Origin of the sequence: Vibrio cyclitrophicus (assembly GCF_024347435.1) — a bacterium.
Classification (GTDB): domain Bacteria; phylum Pseudomonadota; class Gammaproteobacteria; order Enterobacterales; family Vibrionaceae; genus Vibrio; species Vibrio cyclitrophicus.
This window is the reverse complement of record NZ_AP025481.1, coordinates 898,248-922,310: the sequence shown is the minus strand read 5'-3', so window position 1 is coordinate 922,310 and position 24,063 is coordinate 898,248. Positions and strand designations below refer to the sequence as shown.

At 42.9% G+C, this 24,063-nt stretch carries 21 protein-coding genes, 2 tRNA genes and 1 pseudogene; 14 read left to right on the top strand and 10 right to left on the bottom strand.

The window, feature by feature from the left end; all coding sequences use genetic code 11:
* Positions 1 to 166: 166 nt before the first annotated feature.
* On the top strand, positions 167 to 2,452 hold the full coding sequence (locus OCW38_RS19095; RefSeq protein ID WP_261895746.1) for a glycoside hydrolase family 9 protein: 2,286 nt from the start codon (positions 167 to 169) through the stop codon (positions 2,450 to 2,452).
* 179 nt (positions 2,453 to 2,631) lie between these two features.
* Here the strand turns inward: OCW38_RS19095 and OCW38_RS19090 are convergent.
* Both OCW38_RS19090 and OCW38_RS19085 read right to left on the bottom strand, forming a co-directional pair.
* A tRNA-Gly gene (locus OCW38_RS19090) sits at positions 2,632 to 2,706 on the bottom strand.
* A gap of 38 nt (positions 2,707 to 2,744) precedes the next feature.
* Positions 2,745 to 2,819 (bottom strand) — tRNA-Gly (locus OCW38_RS19085).
* Between the two features lie 543 nt (positions 2,820 to 3,362).
* Between OCW38_RS19085 and OCW38_RS19080 the strand changes: the two genes are divergently transcribed.
* The 5 genes from OCW38_RS19080 to OCW38_RS19060 all read left to right on the top strand — a co-directional run bounded on the left by OCW38_RS19080 (position 3,363) and on the right by OCW38_RS19060 (position 6,932).
* Positions 3,363 to 4,526, top strand: a complete 1,164-nt coding sequence (locus OCW38_RS19080; RefSeq protein WP_010430301.1) for a threonine/serine exporter family protein — start codon at positions 3,363 to 3,365, stop codon at positions 4,524 to 4,526.
* Positions 4,527 to 4,724: 198 nt separating this feature from the next.
* Entirely contained in the window at positions 4,725 to 5,063 is a 339-nt protein-coding gene (locus OCW38_RS19075) for a zinc ribbon domain-containing protein YjdM (protein ID WP_010430297.1), read from the top strand.
* 135 nt (positions 5,064 to 5,198) lie between these two features.
* The gene (locus tag OCW38_RS19070) at positions 5,199 to 5,624 is read left to right on the top strand and encodes an N-acetyltransferase (RefSeq protein WP_010430294.1); all 426 of its coding nucleotides are present in this window, start codon (positions 5,199 to 5,201) and stop codon (positions 5,622 to 5,624) included.
* Positions 5,625 to 5,667: 43 nt separating this feature from the next.
* The gene (locus OCW38_RS19065; RefSeq protein WP_010430290.1) at positions 5,668 to 6,099 is read left to right on the top strand and encodes a GNAT family N-acetyltransferase; all 432 of its coding nucleotides are present in this window, start codon (positions 5,668 to 5,670) and stop codon (positions 6,097 to 6,099) included.
* A gap of 281 nt (positions 6,100 to 6,380) precedes the next feature.
* Positions 6,381 to 6,932 (top strand): hypothetical protein, encoded by a 552-nt coding sequence (locus OCW38_RS19060; RefSeq protein WP_010430287.1) that lies wholly within the window; start codon positions 6,381 to 6,383, stop codon positions 6,930 to 6,932.
* Between the two features lie 80 nt (positions 6,933 to 7,012).
* Here the strand turns inward: OCW38_RS19060 and OCW38_RS19055 are convergent, their stop codons facing one another.
* From OCW38_RS19055 to OCW38_RS19030, 6 genes are all read right to left on the bottom strand, one after another.
* On the bottom strand, positions 7,013 to 7,957 hold the full coding sequence (locus OCW38_RS19055) for an ADP-ribosylglycohydrolase family protein (RefSeq protein ID WP_010430284.1): 945 nt from the start codon (positions 7,955 to 7,957) through the stop codon (positions 7,013 to 7,015).
* A gap of 219 nt (positions 7,958 to 8,176) precedes the next feature.
* A complete protein-coding gene (locus OCW38_RS19050) occupies positions 8,177 to 9,100 on the bottom strand; it encodes an amino acid ABC transporter permease (protein ID WP_261895743.1) in 924 nt (307 codons plus the stop codon).
* Between the two features lie 177 nt (positions 9,101 to 9,277).
* Positions 9,278 to 10,087 carry a transporter substrate-binding domain-containing protein gene (locus OCW38_RS19045; protein WP_010430279.1) on the bottom strand — a complete coding sequence of 270 codons (810 nt, stop codon included), beginning with the start codon at positions 10,085 to 10,087 and terminating at the stop codon, positions 9,278 to 9,280.
* Between the two features lie 12 nt (positions 10,088 to 10,099).
* Positions 10,100 to 10,897 (bottom strand): amino acid ABC transporter permease, encoded by a 798-nt coding sequence (locus OCW38_RS19040; RefSeq protein WP_010430277.1) that lies wholly within the window; start codon positions 10,895 to 10,897, stop codon positions 10,100 to 10,102.
* Positions 10,897 to 11,643 (bottom strand): amino acid ABC transporter ATP-binding protein, encoded by a 747-nt coding sequence (locus OCW38_RS19035; RefSeq protein ID WP_016768142.1) that lies wholly within the window; start codon positions 11,641 to 11,643, stop codon positions 10,897 to 10,899. The genes OCW38_RS19040 and OCW38_RS19035 overlap by 1 nt, the downstream gene beginning before the upstream one ends.
* Positions 11,644 to 11,901: 258 nt before the next feature.
* Positions 11,902 to 13,050 carry an iron-containing alcohol dehydrogenase gene (locus tag OCW38_RS19030; RefSeq protein WP_010430270.1) on the bottom strand — a complete coding sequence of 383 codons (1,149 nt, stop codon included), beginning with the start codon at positions 13,048 to 13,050 and terminating at the stop codon, positions 11,902 to 11,904.
* Positions 13,051 to 13,242: 192 nt separating this feature from the next.
* Here OCW38_RS19030 and OCW38_RS19025 point away from each other — a divergent pair, with 192 nt between their 5' ends.
* The 6 genes from OCW38_RS19025 (at position 13,243) to OCW38_RS19000 (ending at position 17,705) form a co-directional block, all read left to right on the top strand.
* Positions 13,243 to 14,127 carry an AraC family transcriptional regulator gene (locus tag OCW38_RS19025; RefSeq protein WP_010430267.1) on the top strand — a complete coding sequence of 295 codons (885 nt, stop codon included), beginning with the start codon at positions 13,243 to 13,245 and terminating at the stop codon, positions 14,125 to 14,127.
* Between the two features lie 581 nt (positions 14,128 to 14,708).
* Positions 14,709 to 15,956, top strand: a complete 1,248-nt coding sequence (locus OCW38_RS19020; protein WP_016768141.1) for a RidA family protein — start codon at positions 14,709 to 14,711, stop codon at positions 15,954 to 15,956.
* Between the two features lie 231 nt (positions 15,957 to 16,187).
* Positions 16,188 to 16,544 (top strand): hypothetical protein, encoded by a 357-nt coding sequence (locus OCW38_RS19015; RefSeq protein ID WP_010430262.1) that lies wholly within the window; start codon positions 16,188 to 16,190, stop codon positions 16,542 to 16,544.
* A 92-nt stretch (positions 16,545 to 16,636) separates the two neighbouring features.
* A complete protein-coding gene (locus OCW38_RS19010; protein WP_010430259.1) occupies positions 16,637 to 16,786 on the top strand; it encodes a hypothetical protein in 150 nt (49 codons plus the stop codon).
* Positions 16,787 to 16,933: 147 nt separating this feature from the next.
* The gene (locus OCW38_RS19005) at positions 16,934 to 17,464 is read left to right on the top strand and encodes a GNAT family N-acetyltransferase (protein ID WP_016768139.1); all 531 of its coding nucleotides are present in this window, start codon (positions 16,934 to 16,936) and stop codon (positions 17,462 to 17,464) included.
* Entirely contained in the window at positions 17,457 to 17,705 is a 249-nt protein-coding gene (locus tag OCW38_RS19000) for a hypothetical protein (protein ID WP_010430255.1), read from the top strand. The genes OCW38_RS19005 and OCW38_RS19000 overlap by 8 nt, the downstream gene beginning before the upstream one ends.
* A gap of 94 nt (positions 17,706 to 17,799) precedes the next feature.
* Here OCW38_RS19000 and OCW38_RS18995 read toward each other — a convergent pair whose 3' ends face one another.
* Positions 17,800 to 18,246, bottom strand: a complete 447-nt coding sequence (locus tag OCW38_RS18995; protein ID WP_010430252.1) for a DUF417 family protein — start codon at positions 18,244 to 18,246, stop codon at positions 17,800 to 17,802.
* Between the two features lie 159 nt (positions 18,247 to 18,405).
* Between OCW38_RS18995 and OCW38_RS18990 the strand changes: the two are divergent.
* A pseudogene (locus OCW38_RS18990) lies at positions 18,406 to 18,588 on the top strand (Rid family hydrolase); the annotation flags it as partial.
* A gap of 110 nt (positions 18,589 to 18,698) precedes the next feature.
* On the opposite strand, the gene OCW38_RS18985 reads toward OCW38_RS18990, so the two are convergent.
* Entirely contained in the window at positions 18,699 to 20,285 is a 1,587-nt protein-coding gene (locus tag OCW38_RS18985) for a BCCT family transporter (protein WP_016785965.1), read from the bottom strand.
* A 449-nt stretch (positions 20,286 to 20,734) separates the two neighbouring features.
* Between OCW38_RS18985 and OCW38_RS18980 the strand changes: the two genes are divergently transcribed.
* Positions 20,735 to 23,902, top strand: coding sequence for a chitinase C-terminal domain-containing protein (locus OCW38_RS18980; protein WP_261895738.1), 3,168 nt, complete (start codon positions 20,735 to 20,737; stop codon positions 23,900 to 23,902).
* Positions 23,903 to 24,063 lie beyond the last annotated feature (161 nt).

The window sequence follows — 24,063 nt, the reverse complement described above, 5'->3', positions numbered from 1 at the left end:
TGGCTATCCATGCAATTGATTCATGAGCTTGTTCCTTAGTGTTAAACATCACAAGAAATCATAATATTTATTTTTACGAGTCCATTTTTTGCGAATGTTAACGCTCTATTATTGAATCTATTTCGCTAGTTTCTTTGGATATATGAAACATCTCTAAGGAATAATGATGCAAAAAGGAACGTTATCTCTCGCGATTATCATGATTTTATCTTCTGGAGCTATTCACGCAGAAGAGCAGATTAGAAATAGTCACTTTAAAGGCAATATGGATGGTTGGTGGAATGCTGGCGCCAACATAGCTACAGAAAGTAATGAAGCGTGTATTGATATTAAAAACCCAGGAAAAAATTCTTGGGATATCATTTTAGGCCATAGCGATATTGGCTTAGAGCAAGGTCAGAAATATCAGGTATCGTTCGATGCATATGCGAATATTGATACTGAGATGAAAGCCTTGATCCAACATGAAGGGCCTCCTTATACGCATTATTTTCTAAGTGACGTGGGTATATCAACAGACAAGCAAAGCTATACGTTTGATTTTGTACACGAACTTGATAGTGACGCCGATACAGAATTCCAGTTTCAATTAGGCGCACAGAAGGAAGGTATCATCTGTGTAGACAATGTTTCTGTCGTAGGTAAGCCATTTGTAAAAGTGGCGACTAAGATGCCTATTCGAGCCAATCAAGTTGGCTTCTTACCTCAATCCGATAAATTTATCTTCGTTGAAAATACGTCGACGACACCTTTGAAATGGACATTAATATCTCATTCCGGGATCAGCCTTGATCTTGGTAAAACTGAAGTATTCGGCCTGAATAAAGCGTCGGGTGAGCACATTCACCGAGTTAATCTTTCAAACTATACAGACACAATGAAAGGCTTAACGATCGAAGTCGGCGATGATGTCAGTTATCCGTTCGATATTCGAAACGATGTTTATAGTAAGTTGAAGCTCGATGCTTTGTCTTACTTCTATCAAAATCGCAGCGGCATTGAAATAAAGCCAGAGTTTGTTCAACGTGAGGATCTTGCGAGGCCCGGGGGTCACATGTCCGATACTGCAACATGTTTTGATAAAGTCGATAGTTGGGGAAATAAATGGCCTGGCTGCGATCTGACGATTGATGCGACCGGTGGCTGGTACGATGCAGGCGATCATGGTAAATATACGGTGAACAGTGGCATCTCAACATGGACACTCTTGAACCTATTTGAGCGAGGGAAGTTCTTAGAGAACAAATCACTTCCTTTTTCAGAGAGCAAAGTAAAAATCCCTGAAGCAACCAATGGCGTTAACCCGTTGTTGTCTGAAGCTCGCTGGAACATAGAGTTCATGTTAGCGATGCAAGTTGATTCTGACACGCCTATCGCCGTTCCTGTTGGTAATCAGTCTGCGAGTAAAAACCTCAAACTTACCGAAATTAACGCGAGAGGGTTGGCTTTTCACAAGATCGCGGATGAGTCTTGGACAGGCATGCCATTACCGCCACACAAAGATACTCAGAAACGCTATGTTGGTTATCCGACGACTGCGGCCTCATTGAATTTGGCCGCCATTGGTGCTCAGTGTGCACGTATTTGGAAAGATATCGACAGTGATTTCTCGCAGTTATGTTTGGATTCAGCGACCAAAGCGTGGAACGCCGCAAATCAACATCAAGATATCTATGCTTACGACAACTTCACGGGGTCAGGGCCGTATGATGATATCGAATTGAGTGATGAGCGATACTGGGCTGCGGCCGAGCTCTTTATCACAACCAATGATGAGGCTTATAAAGAGGTATTGGTTGATTCGCGACACTATCTTGAAGTGCCTAAAGGTAATATCAATGCCGATGGTGACATGTATTGGCAGTATATAGCGCCTGCGGGCACCGTGAGTTTAGCCGTGGTACCTAACTCATTGGACAACCAAGTTATTGAACAAGCACGTAAGAACATCATTAAAACGGCAGAATCTTATACTAAGCAAGTTGCCAATGAAGGCTACAACATCCCTTATACCGTCGAAGAGTATTCGTGGGGCTCAAACTCCAACCTTGTAAACCGTAGTATCTTTTTGATTTACGCTCACGATTTTTCCAATGATGTTCTCTACATCAAAGCGGCGGCTAGTGCGATGGATTATATCCTCGGAGGCAACCCGATGAATATCTCTTATGTTACTGGTTATGGAACGAAACCTGCTGAGAATCCTCATCATCGATTCTGGGCTTACGCTGCTGATGAAAGTTCACCAAAACCAGCACCGGGTGCGTTAATTGGAGGCCCAAATTCGGTAAGTTTTAGTGATCCTATTGCCGCTGTGATGAAAGGCAAGTGTGTTGGACAAACGTGTTACAGCGATAATATTGGAGCTTGGACGTTGAACGAGATAACCATCAACTGGAATGCGCCGCTAGTATGGGTTACTTCTGCTTTAGATGAAGGGCAGCTTGATTGAGGTAATCAATTAAATTAAGAATATTCAAAGAGTAATATCATTTGGTATTGCTCTTTTTTAATACAAGAAATCACACAGTGAAGTGCGTAGTTTTAATTGTTTTAGGTTTTGAAGCTAAGAGGAGATGGTGGATCTAAAGGGGTACTGTAAATAAAGAGAATTTGAAACTAAACAGAAGTTGGAGCGTGCAGCGGGAATCGAACCCGCATCATCAGCTTGGAAGGCTGAGGTAATAGCCATTATACGATGCACGCACACTGTCTTAAGAGTAAGACTGAGGCATCAAGAAGAGTGGAGCGTACAGCGGGAATCGAACCCGCATCATCAGCTTGGAAGGCTGAGGTAATAGCCATTATACGATGTACGCACATCGTCTTAACGAGTTTGATAATGCCACATCTAACTGAAAACGAAACCTTTTTCTTTCATTTTTATTCTAAGTGCTCGCATAACCACCACTCCGCTAGTTTTTCAATCATATCTGGCGTCCTGAGAGTGAATAAAATGTGACTAAAATCTCGTTAAGCAGGAGGCTCTCAAATAACCGTTATCTAGATAACCATTATTTGTAATAGGGAAGCGTTTCATTCGATTCGATAAAGTTACATTGGTGGCCATTTATATCCCAAATAGGTCCAAAGTAAGAGCAAAGTTCGAGGTTACGTGTGTTAACACAAATTGATTCTAAACCGAATTTTCGAGTATTTTAATAACAGTGTGGATGCATAGTTTTAACTTTCGAACGATGCGTTATATTCATTAAACTAATTACAAATAAGTAGAGTTATCGATGCTTCTAAGTCTTTGACGAAAAAAGTAACGAATTTAGTTGATAATTCACGCAAAAGTCTCGTCATTCCGTCTATCGTTTGGTACATTTGCCGCACATTTTGTCTCGCCTCAAATACCCATGCCTTCTCAGTACCGAATTAACAAAATTGTTGAAATTGGTGATACTCTTCACCGCAGTGGTTGTGCTCCGTATAAGCTTGAAAAATATACACAATTCTATGCAAAAAAGCACGGCGTTGATGTGATGATTCAAGCGACGCCAACCGCGATCAATTATCAATTCCCAGACGATAACAACGCCGTAATTCTTAAGCGTCTAAAGCCAGCTTCAATTAATCTGAGTTTGTTGGCCAATACCATCATTCGTATTAATCAGCCTAGTAGCGAACCAGTCCCAGAGCCTGTCGGTTACTCTAAATTTGTGACTGCACTTGCCAATATGGGGATTCCACCTGCGTATTTAATGCTAGTTGGCAGTACGCTGGAAGCGGTCGGTTTCTCTGCGTTGTTGGGTTTAATGGTTTGGGTCTGTCAGCAAGTTCTTCATTCACGTCGTGCTATCGCGGTTGAGTTCATCTCAGCTTTGTTAACGGGTATCTTCGTGGCTTTTTTAGCGAGTACAGGGCTACCAATACCTGTTTGGGCGTTGTGTATTGCCTCTATCGTCTTGTTTGTCCCCGGTTTATCTATAGCCAACGCTTTAGAGTGTTTGGCCTTTAATGATTTAGTTTCAGGTACTAGTTTGCTCGGCCAGAGTGCCTTAACCCTAATCAAATTGTTTGTTGGGATTATCATGGGTCTCAATATTGGTGAAGCGATATGGGGACAAGCGGTCTCTATTGACTATATCAATGCAGTGCCCACGTGGATGCATATATCGGGTTTAGTGCTGATCTCTGTGTCTATCGGGGTAATGTTCAATGCGCGCCCTAAAGACATTTTGCTTGGCTTGCCAGTTGCGGTTCTTGGCATGTGGGGGCCGTTCTACCTTGGTTTTGATAGTGGTTGGGTTGTGGGTACTTGGGTAACCACGGTTCTTATTACTTTGTACGGAACTTGGATTGCTAAAAAGATGGAGCTCACCGGCTCTATTTACATCGTGCAGGGTATCATCATCTTGGTTCCGGGTAGCCGAGTATTGGTGAGTGCGAGTCAATCTGTGTTTGAGCAATCAATCTTGCCGATCCCGAGTATCGGTTTATCGGCGCTGTTTATGTTCTCCGCGATTGTGGCAGGACAAATCACGGCGTATTCGATCTACTCACCAAAAGTAGAGCGTTAATCTGACTAGCTTACAACTGTCGCTCAGGCACACTCGATTCATAAACAAACACAGCTTAGCGGCTGTGTTTGTCCGTTTCAGAGCCGCTCTTTTCCGACGTTAGGTTTATCTTGAGATAATTTGTTAGGTTTGTGCTCGCTAAGCCTAGCAAGAGTCATTAAAATGGACGTAAATTCTATTTAAATTAAGTATTAACGTATGTCTTTACCTCCTTGTCCGCAATGCCAATCTGAATATGTCTATCCAGACCAAAACAACCTAATCTGCCCTGAGTGTGCCTATGAATGGAACCCAGAAGAGGAGCGTTTAGAAAGAGAAGCCGCGCGTGTAAAGGACGTGAATGGTGTTGTATTAGACACTGGCGATAAAGTTACCTTCATTAAAGATCTAAAAATTAAAGGCAGTTCTTCTGTACTGAAAATAGGCACTAAAGCGGTAATCAGACGAATTAGTGAAGGCAAAGATCATCAGTTAGATTGCAAGCTGGATGGTGGCGGTGAAATGCTCGTTACGGCGAAATACGTTAAGAAACAATAGCGGCCAATGGTATTGGTCTATCATTACCGTTCAATAATTCTGACTGGGACATTGTCGTAAATCTTCAATGAATTTACGTCGCTTCTTGGCATATTGGTTCGCAGTTTAAACAATATTAATTGCCTGAGAATTAAGATGATTAGAGAGTACAACCCAGCCGATATTGAAGCCGTTTTAAATCTTTGGTTAACCGCCTCGATAAAAGCCCATGACTTTGTGACTCCTGAGTTTTGGGAGTCGCAAGTGGCTAATATGCGCGACCTATATATTCCTGCATCACAGAGCTATGTGTATCAAGTCAATGGTCAGGTTCGCGGCTTCTATTCACTTTACGAAGGGATACTAGCGGCGATCTTTGTCCGCCCTGAGCATCAAGGGAGTGGCATCGGGAAACAGCTCATGCAACATGCCAAGCTTGAATGTCCGAACTTGTTATTGAATGTGTACAAAGAGAATCAAGCGACCATTGAGTTCTACCTTTCTCAAGGTTTTAAGATCGTAAGTGAACAAGCCGATGAGCACACAGGGCATCAAGAGTACACCATGTATTGTAGGGCTTAGTCAGACGATTAGTTGGCGGGAATAGGATTTATATGGAGATATTTTGAAGTATTCGATAAGACCCGCTCAGTCATCAGATTATGAATTTCTGTTCGATCTAAAAAAAGCCGCGGAGTTTGAGCCAATCAAGGCTGTATTTGGTTGGGATGAGCAAGTTCAACGAGATATACACGCCGAAGAGTGGGCTGAAGAACGGCCCGAGATCATTGAACATCAAGGCAAAGCGATTGGCAGTGTGTTACTTCAAGACAAAGACGATCACTTCTATTTTTGCCGATTCTTTTTGTTACCTGAGTATCATGGAAAGGGCATTGGTAGCCAAGTTTTAACGGATTGCTTAGCTCAAGCAGCCAAACTCAATAAGCCTGTGGCGTTGTGTTATTTACAAGGTAATCGAGTTGGGGAGTTGTACTTGAGGTTTGGCTTTGAAATCACCTCGCAAAACGACCAGTTTGTCTATATGTGGCGTAAATAGATATTCTTTAAACGGATAACATTTAAACGACTGGCATAAAAATGCATTCATAGACATGGGAGGTGTATCTACAAACGCCTCTTAGTTAACAATGAACAACTTGAAGAGATCTTCCTTGAAAGTGACTCTATTGGATAAATCAAAGTGGAGATTTTTTATGTTAGTTATTGATAAATAAAACAATGTTAACAATATCACTCTTTTATAAATTTGTGGTTGGAGTCTTTGTTTTTAATGATAGTGTCTGCGCATGATTTCAGTGATAATAATAAAGGCTTTATATGAAACGTTTTTTAATTGCTGCATTGGCTATCGGGATTACAGGTTGTAAAACACTTCCAAATACAGCTACAGATACATTGTCAGAACCACAGGGAAATGGTGCACTCGCTATTGCAACGATTATCTCTAAGCACGACTCGACATACCCATGTGAAACCTTCGTATTTGATTTAAAAGAAAAAATTGATGGGAACTTGGTTGGTTCTGAACCACAAACCCTACGTATGTTTGTATATGAAGACGCTAAATACGCACTGTTTGATGGTATCAAACCGGGAAATTACATCTTAACGCAGTTCCGATGCAATATGCGTCGTGGCCTTGCTGTCAATGGTGGTAAATCATTTCTTAGCGTTGACTTAGGTATTGAGCATACCATTAAGGAGAACGCTGTAACGGTCTCTCCACTGTTTGTTTATGCGACTCAACAGAAAGACCGTTTTTTCAATGTGCAAGTTGACTTGTGGGAACAGAAAGATGTTGAACCTTTTCAGGAATTGTTGACGAACGAAGTGAGCAATAAATGGGAAGTCAGTGATTTTGAAGGCTAGCTGACTGGATGATTCGTTGATTAGATGACTATGGCACCTTTACGTTATTGCCATAGTCATTGATTCTTGAACGAAAAATGTTATTCAATCGGCAGAGACAATACACCGCCATTAAGGTTTACCTTACTAAGCCACTCAGTTGGAATCGCGCCATCTTCTTCGTAGAAACACGCCGCTAATACCGCGCCAATCACAATTGCACGCCCGCAACTGTCACCGCCACATAAGATGTTGTCGCGAATGCCTTGTTTATAATTCTGAGCACCCGCAATGATGCGAATCAGCAGTGGGAACGCGGCACTCAGTTCACAATGCAGTCCAAACTTCTTCGCGGCATCTGTTATTGAAAGCTCAGGTTCAGCCAGTGCTTCATCGATTTGATCGTGTATAAACTTGCTGCAGGTTTGTCTTACCATTTCTACCGATTGTAGTGGTGAATTACCTTGTATCGCAGCTTGAATCAGTAGTGTGATGGCTTGTGCCCACTCTACCGCTTTATCGTTATTGTTGGTGACTCGCACTGCGCTATCGACCATCGCTGGTAAAGTGTGAGAAGTGTAAGTACACGCCACCAAAGGAATTAGCTTTGAAACAGCAGGTAGCTGGGTGTCATCTGCGCCACAAGCAGTGATTGGGGCATCAGCTAGCTCTAATTGATGTATGTTCAGCAAGCTCATACGAGTGGCTTTATCAATGTAGCCTTGCCAGCTGCCACCAAAATCAAACCAGAAGCGGAAGTGTTTAATGTAACTCGCTTCATTGTACTGTTGATTGTCGACTAGGCTGTCGACCATCGCCAATAACTGAGCACCGTATTGCGATTGATCGCCTGCGGTTTTTCCTTGGTGCGCGAAATATCCTTTGTCTTGATAATCGAACTGGTTTGGCGAACGAAATTCTGGCTCAAAGCCAGCTACCTGTAAGATCCTCTCTTGGTCATACAGCCAATGCAGCCCCATTGAAGCAGCGTCTCCAACCAATGCGCCCACAACGGCGCAAAAAGCTCTTTGTTTATGATTGTCCATGCTGAGTGAAGTCCTTGAGAAGAATCAATGAAATTGGGTACTGAAAGTATAGTGTTTAAATGAGGGGTTTGCTGTGTTTCGATAGATAGTTTTTAGCGAATTAATCCTGATTGGTCAATGAGTTAAACCAATCAGGTTAAGTTGATGAATATTATCAATTAGGTGTTGATGTTGGCCATCGATCTGACGCTCGAATTCACGCGAAAATAAACATTAATTTTAACGGTTAAGGTAAACACTCGAACGTTGTTCGATGACTTTGAAAATACGTGAAAGGGTGAAACATAGTGCGAAGTAAACCGCGCCTACAATCAGCCAGATCTCGAAGATCAAACCGGAAGAGTTCGCCATTTCGGTGCCAACAAACGTCATCTCTTGAATAGAAATCAGTGACACAATTGAGGTGTCTTTCACTAGCGAAATTGCCTGACCTGCCAAAGGTGGCGTAATCGCCGTTAATACCTGAGGGCCAACTACAAATCGATATTTAGAGAATGCCGACAACCCGAGTGAATCAGCCGCTTCCCATTGCCCTTTAGGAATGCTTTCTAAACCAGCTCGAATCACTTCAGCGATATAAGCTGAAGAGAGCAGGCCAATACAGATAACACCAGAGGCTAAGTTTTCCCAAAGGTTTGCGGGCCCAAATAGGAAATCTTGAACAGCGTTAATTTCTCCATTGTGTTCACGTAAAATGCTTTCTAAACCAAGTAGAGGGATCAGCTGGTTAGAGACAAAGAAGTAAAAGATAAACACAAATACCAATGGCGGAATATTTCGAACCAATTGAATGAAAATCAACGCAGGTGTTTTGAAGAAAGCGATCTTAGAGTGTCTTGTTACCCCTAACAGGGTACCGAAAGAGAGCGCTAACACCATGCTCCACAAGCTCAAACGCAATGTTGCGACCAAGCCTTGGAAGAAGTAAGGAATACTGCCTTGAGAAGGTGGAATAAAAATTAATGTGAACGCGTCTTCCCATCGCCACTGATAGTTGATACCGACAGAAGAACGATAATAAAGCCAACCTGCGAACGCACAAATGATGGCAAACAACACTCCATCTAATAGATTGAGGCGTTGATACCTAGGCTTCGTGTGAAGGTTGGGCTTGGGCGTTGATAATGCGCTAGTACTACTCACGTCATTCCTGTTTAAACATTAATTATTATTGGGTTGTTGCTTGGATCTAAAACGAATCAAATAAAGCTACTTAAAAAGGCTACTTAAGTTTTCGATGAGAAGGCAGTGCAAACAGCGCACTGCCTTTATTTAGATTCGACAGATTAGCTCATATTAAAAACTGAGCTCAGTTTCAGATTACTGACCTTGAGCAATCTGATCTTGCCAATCTAGAGTAGAGAACCAGTACTCGTAACGGTCTTTCAACCAACCGTCTTCAGTACGTGCTTTGATCCACGCGTTGAAGAACTCAGTTTTGTCTGTTTCACCTAGGCGCACAGCAAATGCTTCATTACCTTTTGATAGGCGTTCTTCAAATGGGATGAATAGAGTGTCTGCGTTTTTGATTGTTTCGTGCTCAGGTTTCGGGCTAGATGCGATAACCGCGTGTGCATTGCCGTTTAGCACTTCTTGGAACGCTTGAGCATCGTCATCGAACTGAAGTACTTTCGCTTTCGGGAAAGTTTCACGAGCCACTTGAACCGTGAATGCGCCGCGACGTGCTGCAATTTTCACACGACGAGAATCGAAATCAGAGATCTGTGTAAAGCCTTCAGCTAGTTCCTTGTTTGCTGCTAATTGAACACCTGAATGAGAGTAAGGTTCAGTAAACAGCACACTCTTAGAGCGTGCTTCAGTGATCGATAAACCACCGATGATCACGTCAAACTTGTTCGACAGTAGAGAAGGAATAATCCCATCCCACGCCGTCGGTACGAACTCAACTTTCCAGCCTGAATCTTCAGCGAGGCGTTTTGCCACATCGATTTCAAAGCCAACAAGGTCGCCCTGTTTGTTACGCATTGCCCAAGGTACAAAAGTCGACATACCAACACGTAGAGAGCCACGTTCGTTGATTTTATCTAGGTTTGGCGTTTCAGAAGCAAGTGCAGGCAAACTTACGGCAAGCGCAAGTAGAGCTGTAATTGCGGTTTTAAATAGCTTCATGCTGATAAATCCTTATTGTGTTCGCCAGTTAGCTCCGAGCTTATGCTCAAGCCAAGCTGCAACGGCAGAAAGTGAAAGTGTAAGAGCAAGATAGATGATCGCCACAGAGAACCAAATCTCAAATGGCATCGCGGTTTCAGAAACGATGTTTCTGGCTTCGGTTGTTAGGTCGAAAATTGCCATGACACTCACAATCGAAGAATTTTTAATAAGAGATATGACTTCATTTGTCAAAGGTGGCAAGGTGCGTTGAATTACCTGAGGAAGAATCACATCCCAATAAGTATAGGTCTTTGATAAGCCCAAAGATTGAGCGGCTTCAAATTGTCCTTTTGCAATACCGTTCAGACCAGCCCTAAATATCTCAGCGGTATATGCACCTTGGAAAAGTGCTAAGGCTAAAACGGCTGTGCTAAAACGATCCAGCCCTAATACGGGGCCAAACACAAAATAGAGCAAATAAATTTGTACCAATAGTGGGGTATTGCGAATCAACTCGACATAACTGGTGGCTAAAGTGCGTCCAACTACGGAATTTGAATTTCGTAGCAAAGCTGTAGTTAAACCAATAACTAGCGTAGCGACCAAAGAAATCAAAGAGATATTGATGGTAACGAGTAGCCCCTCCATCAATTCTGCAGGCCACCATTCGCCGTCTTCATAAAAGGCAATGTAGTCGGGCACGCGTTCCCACTGCCAGCTGTATCCCATGGCTTGTGCGCCAGAATCGAGGATCCAGATAACAGCTGCCGCGAGTACAACAATTTGTACTAACGCAGATAGGGCAGGCTTCACTATTTTAAGCAGCATCAGTAAGTCAGAATCTGATTTAGGAACGCTTGAGTACGCTCGTGTTGAGGATTCTCGAACAGGCATTGTGGTGTATTGGATTCCACGATTTGTCCTTCATCCATAAATATGACACGGTCGGCAACACGCTTTGCAAAGCCCATTTCATGTGTCACACACACCATGGTAATCCCTTCACTGGCAAGCTCAACCATCACATCAAGCACTTCATTGATCATTTCCGGATCAAGCGCAGATGTTGGTTCATCAAACAATAGAAGTTCAGGCTTCATACAAAGAGAGCGAGCAATCGCAACACGTTGTTGTTGGCCACCAGAAAGCTGAGCTGGGTACTTATTCGCTTGCTCTGCAATGTGTACACATTCGAGATAATGCATCGCCGTTTTCTCTGCCGCTTCTTTGCTTTTCTTGAGCGTACGAATCGGAGACAGAGTCAGGTTTTCAAGCACAGTAAGATGGGGGAATAAATGGAAGTGCTGAAACACCATTCCAACCTGGCCAGGAGTGTTGAACTTACACGGGAGCGCTTGTTCTAGCACGGAAAGCTCGCCACTCTCGAAGGGTTCTAGCTGATTGATACAGCGGATCAAGGTTGATTTACCCGAACCAGACGGTCCGCAAATCACCACTATTTCTCCCTGTTCAATCTTTAAATCGATATCCTTTAGGGCATGAAAACCACCATACCACTTGTTAAGTGACTTAAACTTAACCATTTCCTTGAGATTGTTCAAATCGTTGTTCATACCTAGTAAAGAGACAGGTTTACCTTAACAATATAGAAATGTGATTGCACATAAAATTAAGAGCTTATGAGAATTTAATAACATCATGTAGGGCAAACAAAAAAACAGCGCCCAAATTGAGCACTGTTTTTTGATGTACGAGATAATAAAGAAATTAGTTCAGTGTGACGGCATAAATCATGTTTTGTGATTTATCACACTGACCGCATCAGCTTTGATTTATCGTTTACCCTATCTTTCTTATAGTTTTAGCAATTCTTATTGAATTGCAGACTCTAAGATTTCACGTGTTTTTGCTGGCGTGATCGCTTTGTTCTCGCCCAGCTCTAGGTAACCGTGAGATTCAAGTTGAGCGACAACTTTATCGACTGCTGCTGTTTTATTTGTTTCATAGCCATCGAACTGAGTTGGTACATCTAGGCTGTGGTAGAACGCTTCGATTGCATCGATAGTGCGTTCTGCTAGATCAGCTCCTGCTTCTAGGCCAAATACGTTACGACCCATTTGCTCTAGCTTGCCGCGCTTCGCTTCGATTTGGTTGCGAAGTAATGAAGGTTGAACGATCGCAAGAGAGCGAGCGTGGTCGACGTGCCATAGTGCTGTGAACTCATGACCAATCATGTGCGTTGCCCAATCTTGAGGAACACCTGTACCAATTAAGCCATTGAGCGCTTGGTTTGCTGTCCACATTAGGTTTGCACGCCATGCGTCGTTGTCACGCTCGTCATATTGCTTGCCAAGCACAAGTAGGTTTTTCAGCAGTGTTTCTGCGTAACCATCTTGAACCATCGCGTTTGTTGGCATTGTGATGTACTGCTCACATACGTGTACCCAAGCATCAACCAAACCGTTAATCAGTTGGCGTTCTGGAAGAGACTTCATTACATCTGGGTCCATAACCGCAAACTTAGGTTGAACAGCAGGGTTCATGAAGGCCAGTTTTTCTTGTGTCTCTTTACGAGTGATTACCGCACCCATGTTAGATTCAGAACCTGTCGCAGGAAGTGTAAGTACTGCGCCAATTGGTGTCGCTTCTGTTACCTGGTGTTTACCCGCTAAGATGTCCCAACCGTCGCCGTCGTATTTAGCCGCTGCAGCAACGTATTTAGAACCGTCGATTACTGAACCACCACCAACAGCGATAATGAACTCTACGTTTTCTTCTTTAGCAAGATTGACTGCTTTGTCTAATGTTTCTTTTGTTGGGTTCGCTTCAACGCCAGAGAACTCAATCCAAGCGTGATCTTTAAGTGAAGCGACTACTTGATCGTAAACGCCGTTGCTTTTGATTGAACCGCCACCGTAGATGACAAGTACTTTCTTTGATGTATCAACTGCTTGGCTGATAGCGTTGATTTGGCCTTGACCGAAGTGGATAACAGTAGGATTAACATAAGTGAATTGCATTCTAAGTTCCTTGTGTAAAGCTGAATTTATTATTTTGGTTCATTGCTCAATTTCTATATTTGCATATTAGTACAGTAAATCAGGGTAATGAAGAGCTGATTCTCCAAATAAATTGCCTATTTCTACAAAATTGATATTCTAATCTACTCTAGTTTACATATTCTTAGCACTTGGAATGGAAAGTCGCCACTTATGAAAACACTCGCGCATTTATTACAGTCTTATGTAGAACACAAAGGTTGGGATGATCTTGAAGGAATCAGAGAAACTGAAATTGGCGGTGTATGGCTGTACAGGAGCAGTGTCGGGAATCTGCGTCAACCCTTCACTTACCAATCAGGTATTATCATGCTCGGACAAGGTAAAAAGAACATCTATATTGGTGACAGGCCTGTCACATATGCTGCGGGCGACTATCTAGTTGTCGGTGTGCCAATGCCATTGGAGTGCGAAGCCTTGCCTGTTAATGGTGAGCCATTGCTTGGTTTGTCGATCAGTATCGACTCTCAGCGCTTGCATAGCTTAGTCAAAAAGCTCGAAGACCAAGGCTTCCTAGAGAGCTACTGCAACAAGCACAAACAGAATTCGAGTGGCTTAGAATCGACGCCAATGGAAGAGCAGATGCTAGAGAGCTTTACTCGGTTGGTCAAAATGCTGCATTGCGACATCGAAGCCAACATATTGGGTGATGCCATGGTGACGGAAATTGTCTACCGCGCATTAACCGGTACAGAAGGGCGTGTGCTGTTTGACTTAGCTCATCATGACGGCCATTACGCACGTGTCGCTAAAGCGCTGTCTAAAGTGCATGAAGAGTATGACCAAACCATCACTGTTCAATCGCTTGCCGACGAAGCCAACATGAGTGTGTCTGCCTTCCATAATGCTTTTCGTAATGTCACCTTTGAGTCACCACTTCAATATTTGAAAAAGGTAAGACTCAACAAAGCCAAAGAACTGATTCAGCTAGAAGGCCTTCGTATCAGCGATGCTGCACGTCGAGTCGGTTATTCGAGCCCATCCCAATTCAGCCGTGAATTTAAGCGTCACTTCAATACCACGCCAAGAGCGGTGTAGTTTTTCTTTCTAGAAAGCGTTACTACTTGGTTCACAACCACTTTTCTCATGTATTTCCCCTGAGTCTCACATTTGTTTAATTATATGAGTAAATGTATCTAATTATGGATATTGTCATCTTGTTGGTATTGGATTATCGAATATATTATTAATGTATTTACATAACAGTAGCCCTGTAAATAATTAGTTAACTAGCCTAAGAGTTTATGCACGTATATAAGATAGTTAGCGCGATAATTAATCTGGTAAGAGCATTTTAGGACTATTAGTGTGAACAACTTATCAAATATAATCTAAATTGCGAAAAATATCCCTCGTTCTTTCTGAGATTGTATTCATGATTATTGAATGATTAGAAAATAAAGATAATCTAGCACTCGATAAAGCCCCTTATCATGGATAATTAGTCGTTTGATGACTAATTATTCTGTAACTTGCTGATTTATAGTCAACTGAGAGTCTGATGGATATCACGTTTACCCTCTAATAATTCACTTAACATGGCGCTACTTTAATCATTCTTTCTAATACGATTGTTCACTATAAATACGTATTCCTATATTATTTAAAGGATAATTCCTATGAGTAGCGATATCATTAAAATTTCAAGAAATACTGAAAACGCACCAACAAATTCTGTATCTACACAAACGGTCGCTTTTTCTCATTATAATAACTTTTCAGCTCAATTACCTGTTGACCCTAAAACAGGTGAAGTTGTGATTGGTGATATTAAAGACCAAGCAGCACAATGCTTAAATAATATTAAAGCCATTGTTGAAAGCATCGACCATGTTATGGATGATGTAGTGAAGGTTAATGTTTTCGTTAAGAATATTTCTGATATCGATGCTATCGATGAAGTTTACAAAAGCTTCTTTAACAACAGCATGCCTACACGTACCGTTGTCGGTGTAACTGCACTGCAAAACAGCGATGCACTAGTTCAAATGGATGCTTTGATTTCAAACGGTGAAGGCACTAAACCACAAGCACCTTGCGCACTAGTTAAGGTATCAAGAAATACAGATAATGCACCTCAGAGTGCTGTATCGACGCAGACAGCGGCTTTTTCTCACTACAACAACCTTTCGGCTCAATTGCCTATCGATGTAAATACAGGTGAGTTGGTTGATGGTGGTATCGAAGCGCAAACGTCACAATGTCTATCAAACATTAAAGCGATTCTAGAAAGCATCGGTCATGTCATGAGTGATGTGGTTAAAACGACTATATACGTAAAAAATATCGCAGATACGGAAGTGGTAAATGAAGTTTGTGCTAAATTCTTCCCAAGCTATGTTCCTGCTCGTACCGTTGTTAATGCAGCAGAATTACCAATGGGCGCTTTAATTCAAATTGATACATCCGTTTCACATGGTGATGGCACACCGCCACAACTGCCAGAAGACACTTGCTTACTGGTTATTGAAGCTAATAATACAGTTGATGCGCCATTCATGCCTTATTCTCACACCGTTGCTTTCTCTCACTACAATCATATTTCTGGTCAACTACCACTAGATCCGAAAACCAATGAAATAGTTTCAGGTGGCATAAAAGATCAAGTTGAACAATGCCTTAAGAATATTAAGGCGATCATTGAAAGTGTTGACCATAGGATGGACGATACGGTGAAAATTAATATTCAGCTTAAAGATGTTTCAGATATTGATGTGGTAGACGAGATCTACACTACGTTCTTTAATGCTGACTTACCGGCAAGAACAGTGGTAGGGGTTTCAAAGATTCCTATGAATGCTTTAGTGCAAATAGATGCAGTCGTTTCTAACTGTGAAGGTACACCTCCACAAGACGTCCTCGCTTAGATCAATTGAACCCCTTCGATAAAAGCATTTAAATTCAGGCTCTAGTTCCTAACAAGGAACCAGAGCCGATTCTCTGATTAGTGGCCCCATTCCAAGAAATATCCCCTTCATTAAGCCTCTAACACAAGTTACTCGAAGTAATACAACTAAGCTTATCCCAGAGATATGGTGTTTATAGAGTTGAAGTGTTTTAATATGAAAAACAGATGCTTAACGTAAGAAATTCAGTTTATGCAATTTAGAGTTATTTTAATGTTGTGCCTAGCTATTATGGGGTGTTCATCCAAGCAAGAGTTGGCACCTGACCCAACAACCATCACACTTTTTTATGGCGATAAATCGATCTCCGCGGGTGTGTTAGAAGACAAAACATTTAATTCTATACTTGCAGATAGAGTTGAAAGCGTGACTTTTTCAGGCTCAATATCAAAGCAAGACTCTGAGTTCTTGATTAATATGTTAGTGATTAGAGAAACGAAAGAGCCACGTTCAACACGGCAATTGAATACCACGCTTCTTATGAAACCGGGAGGGTTAGTGGATGTTGGCGGTGTAAATAACGATGTGTTCAAGGTAATCCTCGAGTAACAAAAAAAGTGTTCAATTAATCTGATTTTTTGCTTTACCTCAACCTAACTTCAAGTCTTAAGCTTCTCTTAACCATTTAAAAGGAGCTTATTATGCAAAATAATTACGTAAAAGAACTTGCCGTTAAGACTTACCAAGAAGAAATAGCTAGAGAGAGTATGAAAGCTAAAGTCCAGTCATTTCACGCACCGAGTTTTTTCGGTGGTGTGTTGTTTTCGGTTATTTTAGTTGGACTGTTTTGATAAGTTAATCCTTATAATCTTTGATTCAGTATTAACTCTCATCATTCCAACTCACCTGAACTCTCACGGTATAATCTCTTAGGTTCGATTGTGATTTTAGTATCAGTGTTTAAAATGGCTTGTTAGATAAGCGATAGAGTATTGATTATGGATGTATTTTTACACTTACTTCACCCAAGCGATGTCAGTGCTTTATTGGAGTTTGAAGTCGAAAATAGAGAGTGGTTTGAGCAATTTGTTCCAGCACGGGAAGACCGTTTCTATTCCAATGCGGGTGCTGCCGAGCAAGTCATGAGCTTTCTAACTGAATACGATAATGGCGAGATGATTCCTATGTTGGTCAAAGACGCTAATGGCACTATATGTGGGCGAATCAACGTTCGTGATATCGACCAGAACGCTGAAAGTGGAGAACTAGGTTATCGAGTGGGGCACGCATTTGGTTCTAAAGGTATTGCGTCTAACGCGGTGAGGAAGTTACTTATCTACTTGGCCGAGCAATCCTCCCTTAAATATGTTGATGCCTATGCGCTAGTAGGTAATGTCGGTTCGAATAAAATTTTATCCAAGGCCGGTTTTGACTTAGTTGCACATGTAGAGAATTACGTTGTATTTAAAGGGCAAAACCAAGACGCCAATCATTATCGTAAGGCTATATCTTCTTCAGTGAATGTTTGATATTTATTATTTGTTCTATCATCAAAGAGATAATAAATTTAGACAAGATGCGCTCACATCAATTGTTGTGCGAATCAATACAAAGATCATCGGAGATAAACCAGACGAGCATGCTGTTAAGTTTTGGAAAGGGGTTATTAGTGACTACACCTCAGGTAACTACGTAGAAGATCAATATCAGGGCGAAAAATGGGGCTTGGTGACAAGACAGGGCTTTAGTCACGATGCTAGTACAGAGTAAAACTTTATACATTAGAAGCTGGCAGTGTCCTTCTAGCCAGCTTCGAGCCTTTTTATTTCAAGGTTTAATGTTACGGCCACTTATAGATTTACGGTTACTTCTGAGATTTGTTACGTTCGATTACGCTAATAGCGATCGCTAAAAACAGGATGTCTTTCACTAGGAAGAAATTAGTAACTAAGATGCCATCCGATACTTTCCAAGTATTTGGCGTTGTAATTAGGAAGCTCAGTGTTACGGCAAAGATAGCCGCTGCTGCGATGCCAGAATAAAAGGCCACTCTAGAGTTAATGAATCCTACGATTAACCCAACAGCCACGATAATTTCTGCACCACCAACCATATTTGAAACCGCTTGTACTGAGAATAGGCTGTAGAGCCAGTTTAGCGCAGGGTGATTAGCGATAAGGGGTTCAATGAGCATAGCTTCGGTTGGGGTAAATTTGTAGATACCAATCCAAGTTAACACCAATGCGACACCAATCACGCCAAGGTTATATCCCCAATTACTCTGTTTTAAATCATAGGTTTGAACATGCATAAAAATACTCCATTTAATAAAATCCTTGAATATGACCGTACAAGTAAAAATTTAATTTCGCTGTGATGATGATAATTAGTGAATTTATCTAGGTAGCTTATACATGTCCCTTTATCGTCTCGATTATTATGGAAAGAAAGTGATGTTGTGCGTAACGTAATTCAGTCAGTGATTGTTTATCTGACTGATTTTACTAACTTTTATGTATTTAATGAAGTATGGAATTCATGGTTCCCTGAAGGTTGTGCACCAAGCCGTGCATGTGCAAAAGCAGAACTCGCAAATCCTGAGCTATTGGTTGAAAAGTCGTTCATGGCTGCTGCGGGTGAAAAGTTTCAATAAGCGGAATTCGTTAATACAAGTAACAAACCGATAAAACAAAGCCACTCAGGTGAATCACTTGAGTGACTTTTTCGTTTTAAACGCTACCCGAAACTAAATCGGATTAGGCATTAAGCGAGACCTTGATCTCTGGCCATCTGTTTCGCGATCTTCGGTGCGTGCCATAAGCATGGCAGTAAGATAAACGATACCGGAACGGCTGTGATCACAATGAACGACTGTAGAGCGGAGATACCGCCAGAACCCATTGAGATAAGCGCAATTGCTACTGCACCCATGATGATACCCCAGAAGGTACGTACGGCTGCATTTGGTTCTGTAGTGCCTGTCATTACCACACTGATGGTGTAAGTCATCGAGTCACCTGTTGTCACGATGAACGTGGTCGTCAGGATAAGGAACAGAATCGCAATCAAAGTAGGGAACGGCAGTTGAGCGGTAATTGCCAGTAGCACAGCAGGAAGGTTGAAGCCTTCGAACGCGCTAGAAATTACGCCTGGGTTCTCTAATTCAAACGCTAGACCACTACCACCAACGATACTGAACCAAAAACACGTTACTAGCGGTGCAACGATGCTGATAGAAACGATCATTTGGCGAATCGTACGGCCACGTGAGATACGAGCAATGAAAATTGCCATCATCGGACCATAGCCTAAGAACCAACCCCAGAAGAATACCGTCCAGCCACCTAGCCACGCTGTATCTTGGCGGTACAGTGCCATTGGGATGAAGTTATCCACCATTTCGCCCATACCTTGTAGATAGCCATCAATGATAAAGCTCGTTGGGCCTACTAGCAGAATGTAGCCGATTAGGCACACTGATAAGATGATGTTGTAACGGCTAACCAGTTGGATGCCTTTGTTCACGCCGCTCAAAGCAGAAAGCGTGTACATTGCGATAGCAAAGATAATAACGATACTTTGAGTTGCAAAGCTGTCGGAAATGCCAAACAGTTCGCTCAGGGCGTAACTGATTTGTAGGCCAAGGAAACCAATAGGGCCGATAGTACCTGCGGCTACAGCCACAATGCTGCATGCGTCGACTACGTTACCAACCCAGCTGTTAATCGCTTTGTCGCCAAGGACAGGGTAAAGAAGAGTACGGGGCTTAAGAGGGAGGCCTTTATCGTAATGCAGATGCATTAGTACGATAGAAGATAAGCCACCTAAGATGGCCCATGCAAGGAAACCCCAGTGCATGAAAGATTGTGATAGAGCGTTGAACGCCATCGCTTGAGGATCAGCATTGCCATAAAGTGGCGGTGCTGAAACAAAGTGAGCAATTGGCTCTGCGGCTGCCCAGAACACACCACCGCCGGCTAGCAGCGTACATAAGACGATAGACATCCATTTAAAAGTGGTCATTTCAGGCAAGGCAAGCGTTCCTAAACGAACGTGGCCTGTACGTCCTAGTGCTAGCACTAAGCCGATAATGAAATTGAGAAGTAGAAGGACTTGCCAGAAAGCACCGAACCACTTGGTAGAGTAGTTGAAGCCGATGTTAACAAGTTCGGACAACACGGAGGTGTTGGTGAAGGCGAGTACGACAAAGAGGGTTAAAAAACTGCCACTAAGCCAGAAGACTGGGTTTCCGAGTTCCAGTTTTTCACCCAAAGATTGAGCTTTATTGAAATCGATAGAAGTAGATTCTGCGTTGATGTTTTCGTTGGCGACTTGCGTCAAGTTGGACATTATTTCTCCGCTAAATTTGGCTCTTTTAAGCCTATGTATTTCTCTCACACTTGCATAGTAATGTGAGGTTCGTCAAAAAAGCCGCAGATACTAACACATTTGTTACCAAAAAGTGGGCGAATTCATAAAAGAAGCTTGAATCGACTGTAAATCTCTACTTTTTGGCTAGTTTTAACGCGAGTTTTGTCTTGAATCCAGATCACATTCCCGATTTTAGATACGTTATTTTTAGCTTTCCGAAATAAATTAATATTAGTTGTTGGTGCAAAATAAGTGTCGATTCATTGCATGCATACAGCAAATTAATGCGAGTCATTTTATAAATAAAGAATATTTTAGGTGTTTAATTTACGTTGTTACCTACAGTTGTTTTGCGAAGAGATTTAAGTGGTAAGTAAAGCCCCATTTAAATTAAACATCTTGAAACAACAACTTAAGGGATAGCTAACATGCACCTAAACCAAGGAAGAGTGGCCAAGACGGTTTTTACACTCAGTACTCTCACCGCGTCATGCTTGATGGCGTTCAACAGTTATGCGGCTGTTGATTGTTCAACGTTAGAAACGTGGGACTCTGCCACGGTATACACCGGTGGTGATCAGGTTTCACATGACGGCAGCGCGTACTCAGCAAATTACTGGAATCAAAACAACAACCCAAGCCAATTTGAAGGTGACTATGCACAGTGGAAAAAGCTAGATGTGTGTAGCGGGGATGGAGGCGGTGGTACACCAAATGAAGCACCAACGGCTTCGTTAACAGCACCAACGGCATCAGATGTAATTGTTGAAGGCGACAATGTCGTATTAAGCGCAACAGCACTCGATGCTGATGGCACTGTTGCTTCCGTGGAATTCTTTGTCGATGGTGCTTCGGTCGCGGTTGTGACATCGGCACCATTCGAAGCAGCTTGGTCTGCAACGTCTGGCAACCATCAAGTTTCAGTTGTTGCAACGGACAATGAAGGCGCAGCGAGTGTTGCAAGCGCGGTTTCTGTATCTGTTGATTCAGCACAGCCAGGGAATGAAGCGCCGACAGTTTCGGTTGCGCTTTCAGCAGCTTCGGTCGATGTTGGTGGTGTAGTAACGCTTACCGCAACAGCAGCAGACAGCGATGGCACGGTTGACAAAGTAGATTTCTATGTGGCAGGCGCTCTTATTGGCACAGCTGCAACTAACCCTTACACGCTTGATTACACAACCACTCAAGCGGGTTCTTTAGCGGTTTACGTAAAAGCGACTGACAATCAAGGCGCAACGACAGATTCAGCGCTGGCTTCTTTGACGGTGAATGGCACACCAACGGTGAGCACTTGTCGACCTGATGGCTTATATCAAACCCAAGGTGTCGATGTTCCTTACTGTACTATTTACGATGATGAAGGCCGTGAGAAAATGGGCGCGGATCACCCACGTCGTGTCATTGGTTACTTCACCAGCTGGCGTGCAGGGGATGACCCACAAGCTGCTTACCTAGTAAATGACATCCCTTGGGAACAACTCACACACATTAACTACGCTTTCGTGAGCATTGGCTCAGATGGCAAAGTAAACGTGGGTGATGTGAACGATCCGAACAACGCAGCGGTTGGTAAAGAGTGGCCGGGCGTTGAAGTTGATCCTAACTTAGGCTTCAAAGGCCACTTCGGTGCATTAGCGACCGCTAAGAAAAAACACGATGTTAAGACTTTAATCTCAATCGGTGGCTGGGCGGAAACGGGTGGTCACTTCGCCACTGACGGTAGCCGAGTGGCTGATGGTGGTTTCTACACAATGACGACCAACGCCGACAGTTCTATTAACCATCAAGGTATCGAAACATTCGCCACTTCAGCGGTTGAAATGCTGCGTAAGTACCAGTTCGATGGTCTGGATATCGATTACGAATACCCAACTTCTATGGCGGGTGCCGGTAATCCGTACGACAAAGACTTCATGGAGCCGCGTCGTCAATACCTGTGGGCTTCGTACCAAGTGTTGATGAAAGTGTTGCGTGAGAAGCTTGATGTGGCGTCTGCTGAAGATGGCAATCACTACATGTTAACGATCGCGGCTCCTTCTTCTGGTTACCTACTGCGCGGTATGGAAACATTCGATGTAACCAAATACCTCGATTACGTAAACATCATGTCTTATGACCTTCACGGTGCGTGGAACGATCACGTAGGTCATAACGCTGCGTTGTTTGATACAGGTAAAGACTCAGAGTTAGCACAGTGGAACGTTTACGGTACTGCGGCTTACGGTGGTATCGGTTACCTGAACACCGATTGGGCTTACCATTACTTCCGTGGCTCTATGCCAGCAGGTCGTATTAACATCGGTGTGCCTTATTACACTCGTGGCTGGCAAGGTGTGACAGGTGGCGAAAATGGTCTTTGGGGTCGAGCTGCCCTACCAAACCAAGCTGAATGTTCAGCAGGCACCGGTGAAGGTGAGAAGAACAACTGTGGTCATGGCGCTATTGGTATCGATAACATGTGGCACGATACCGATCCGAAAGGCAACGAAATGGGCGCGGGCTCTAACCCAATGTGGCACGCTAAGAACCTAGAGAAAGGTATTTGGGGTTCTTACGCTGAGGCTTACAAGCTTGATCCTGTAAATGATCCGTCGGATGTTTTAGCAGGTACTTACACGCGTAACTATGACAGCGTGGCGGTTGCTCCTTGGTTGTGGAATGCAGAGAAGGGCGTATTCCTTTCAACGGAAGATAAACAGTCTATTGATGTGAAAGCAGACTACGTTATCGACAAAGAGATCGGCGGTATCATGTTCTGGGAACTAGCAGGTGATTATAACTGTTATGTACTCGATGCGAGTGGCAACCGAACTTCAATCGATACGACAGAACAAGCGTGTAACAGCGGTAACGGTGAGTTCCACATGGGTAATACAATGACGAAAGCTATCTACGATAAGTTTAAGTCTGCGACTCCATACGGAAACAAAGTGGCGACTGGTGCTATCCCGACAGAAGCGTTAGATATTACGGTTTCAGTTGGTGGCTTCAAAGTCGGTGACCAAAACTACCCAATCAATCCTAAGATCACGTTTACAAACAACACAGGGCAAGCACTTCCTGGCGGTACCGAGTTTCAATTCGATATTCCAGTATCGGCGCCTGACAATGCAAAAGATCAATCTGGTGGTGGTTTAACTGTGATTGCTTCGGGTCATACTCGTGCGGATAACATTGGTGGATTAGATGGAACCATGCATCGAGTAGCGTTTACTTTGCCGACTTGGGAAGAACTTCCTGCAGGTGGTGTGTATGAGCTAGATATGGTGTATTACCTGCCAATCTCGGGCCCTGCTAACTATGCTGTGAGTGTGAACGGAGTCGATTATGCCTTTAGCTTTGAGCAACCAGACTTACCACTCGGTGATATTAGTTCTGGTGGAGGCAACCCTGGTGATGGCGGCACTAGTCCTGGTACTTGTGATACGGCAGGTATAGTCGTTTATCCTGATTTACCTCAGAACGATTGGGCGGGTAACTCAAGCCATGCAAATACAGGTGACCAAGTGGTGTACAACGGTAGTATTTACCAAGCAAATTGGTGGACAAGTTCTGAACCGGGTAGCGATGGCAGTTGGACTAAAGTTTGTTCGTAAGACAATGGTAAGAACGCAATAATTGATAATAGATATGAATGTATTATCCCAAATTATCAATGTATTAGCTTATTCTAAAAGTAAAATTAAAACGCCGCACTGAATCCAGTTCGGCGTTTTTGCTATAAGTCACAGATTGCGTATAGAAAGCCTTAAAAATA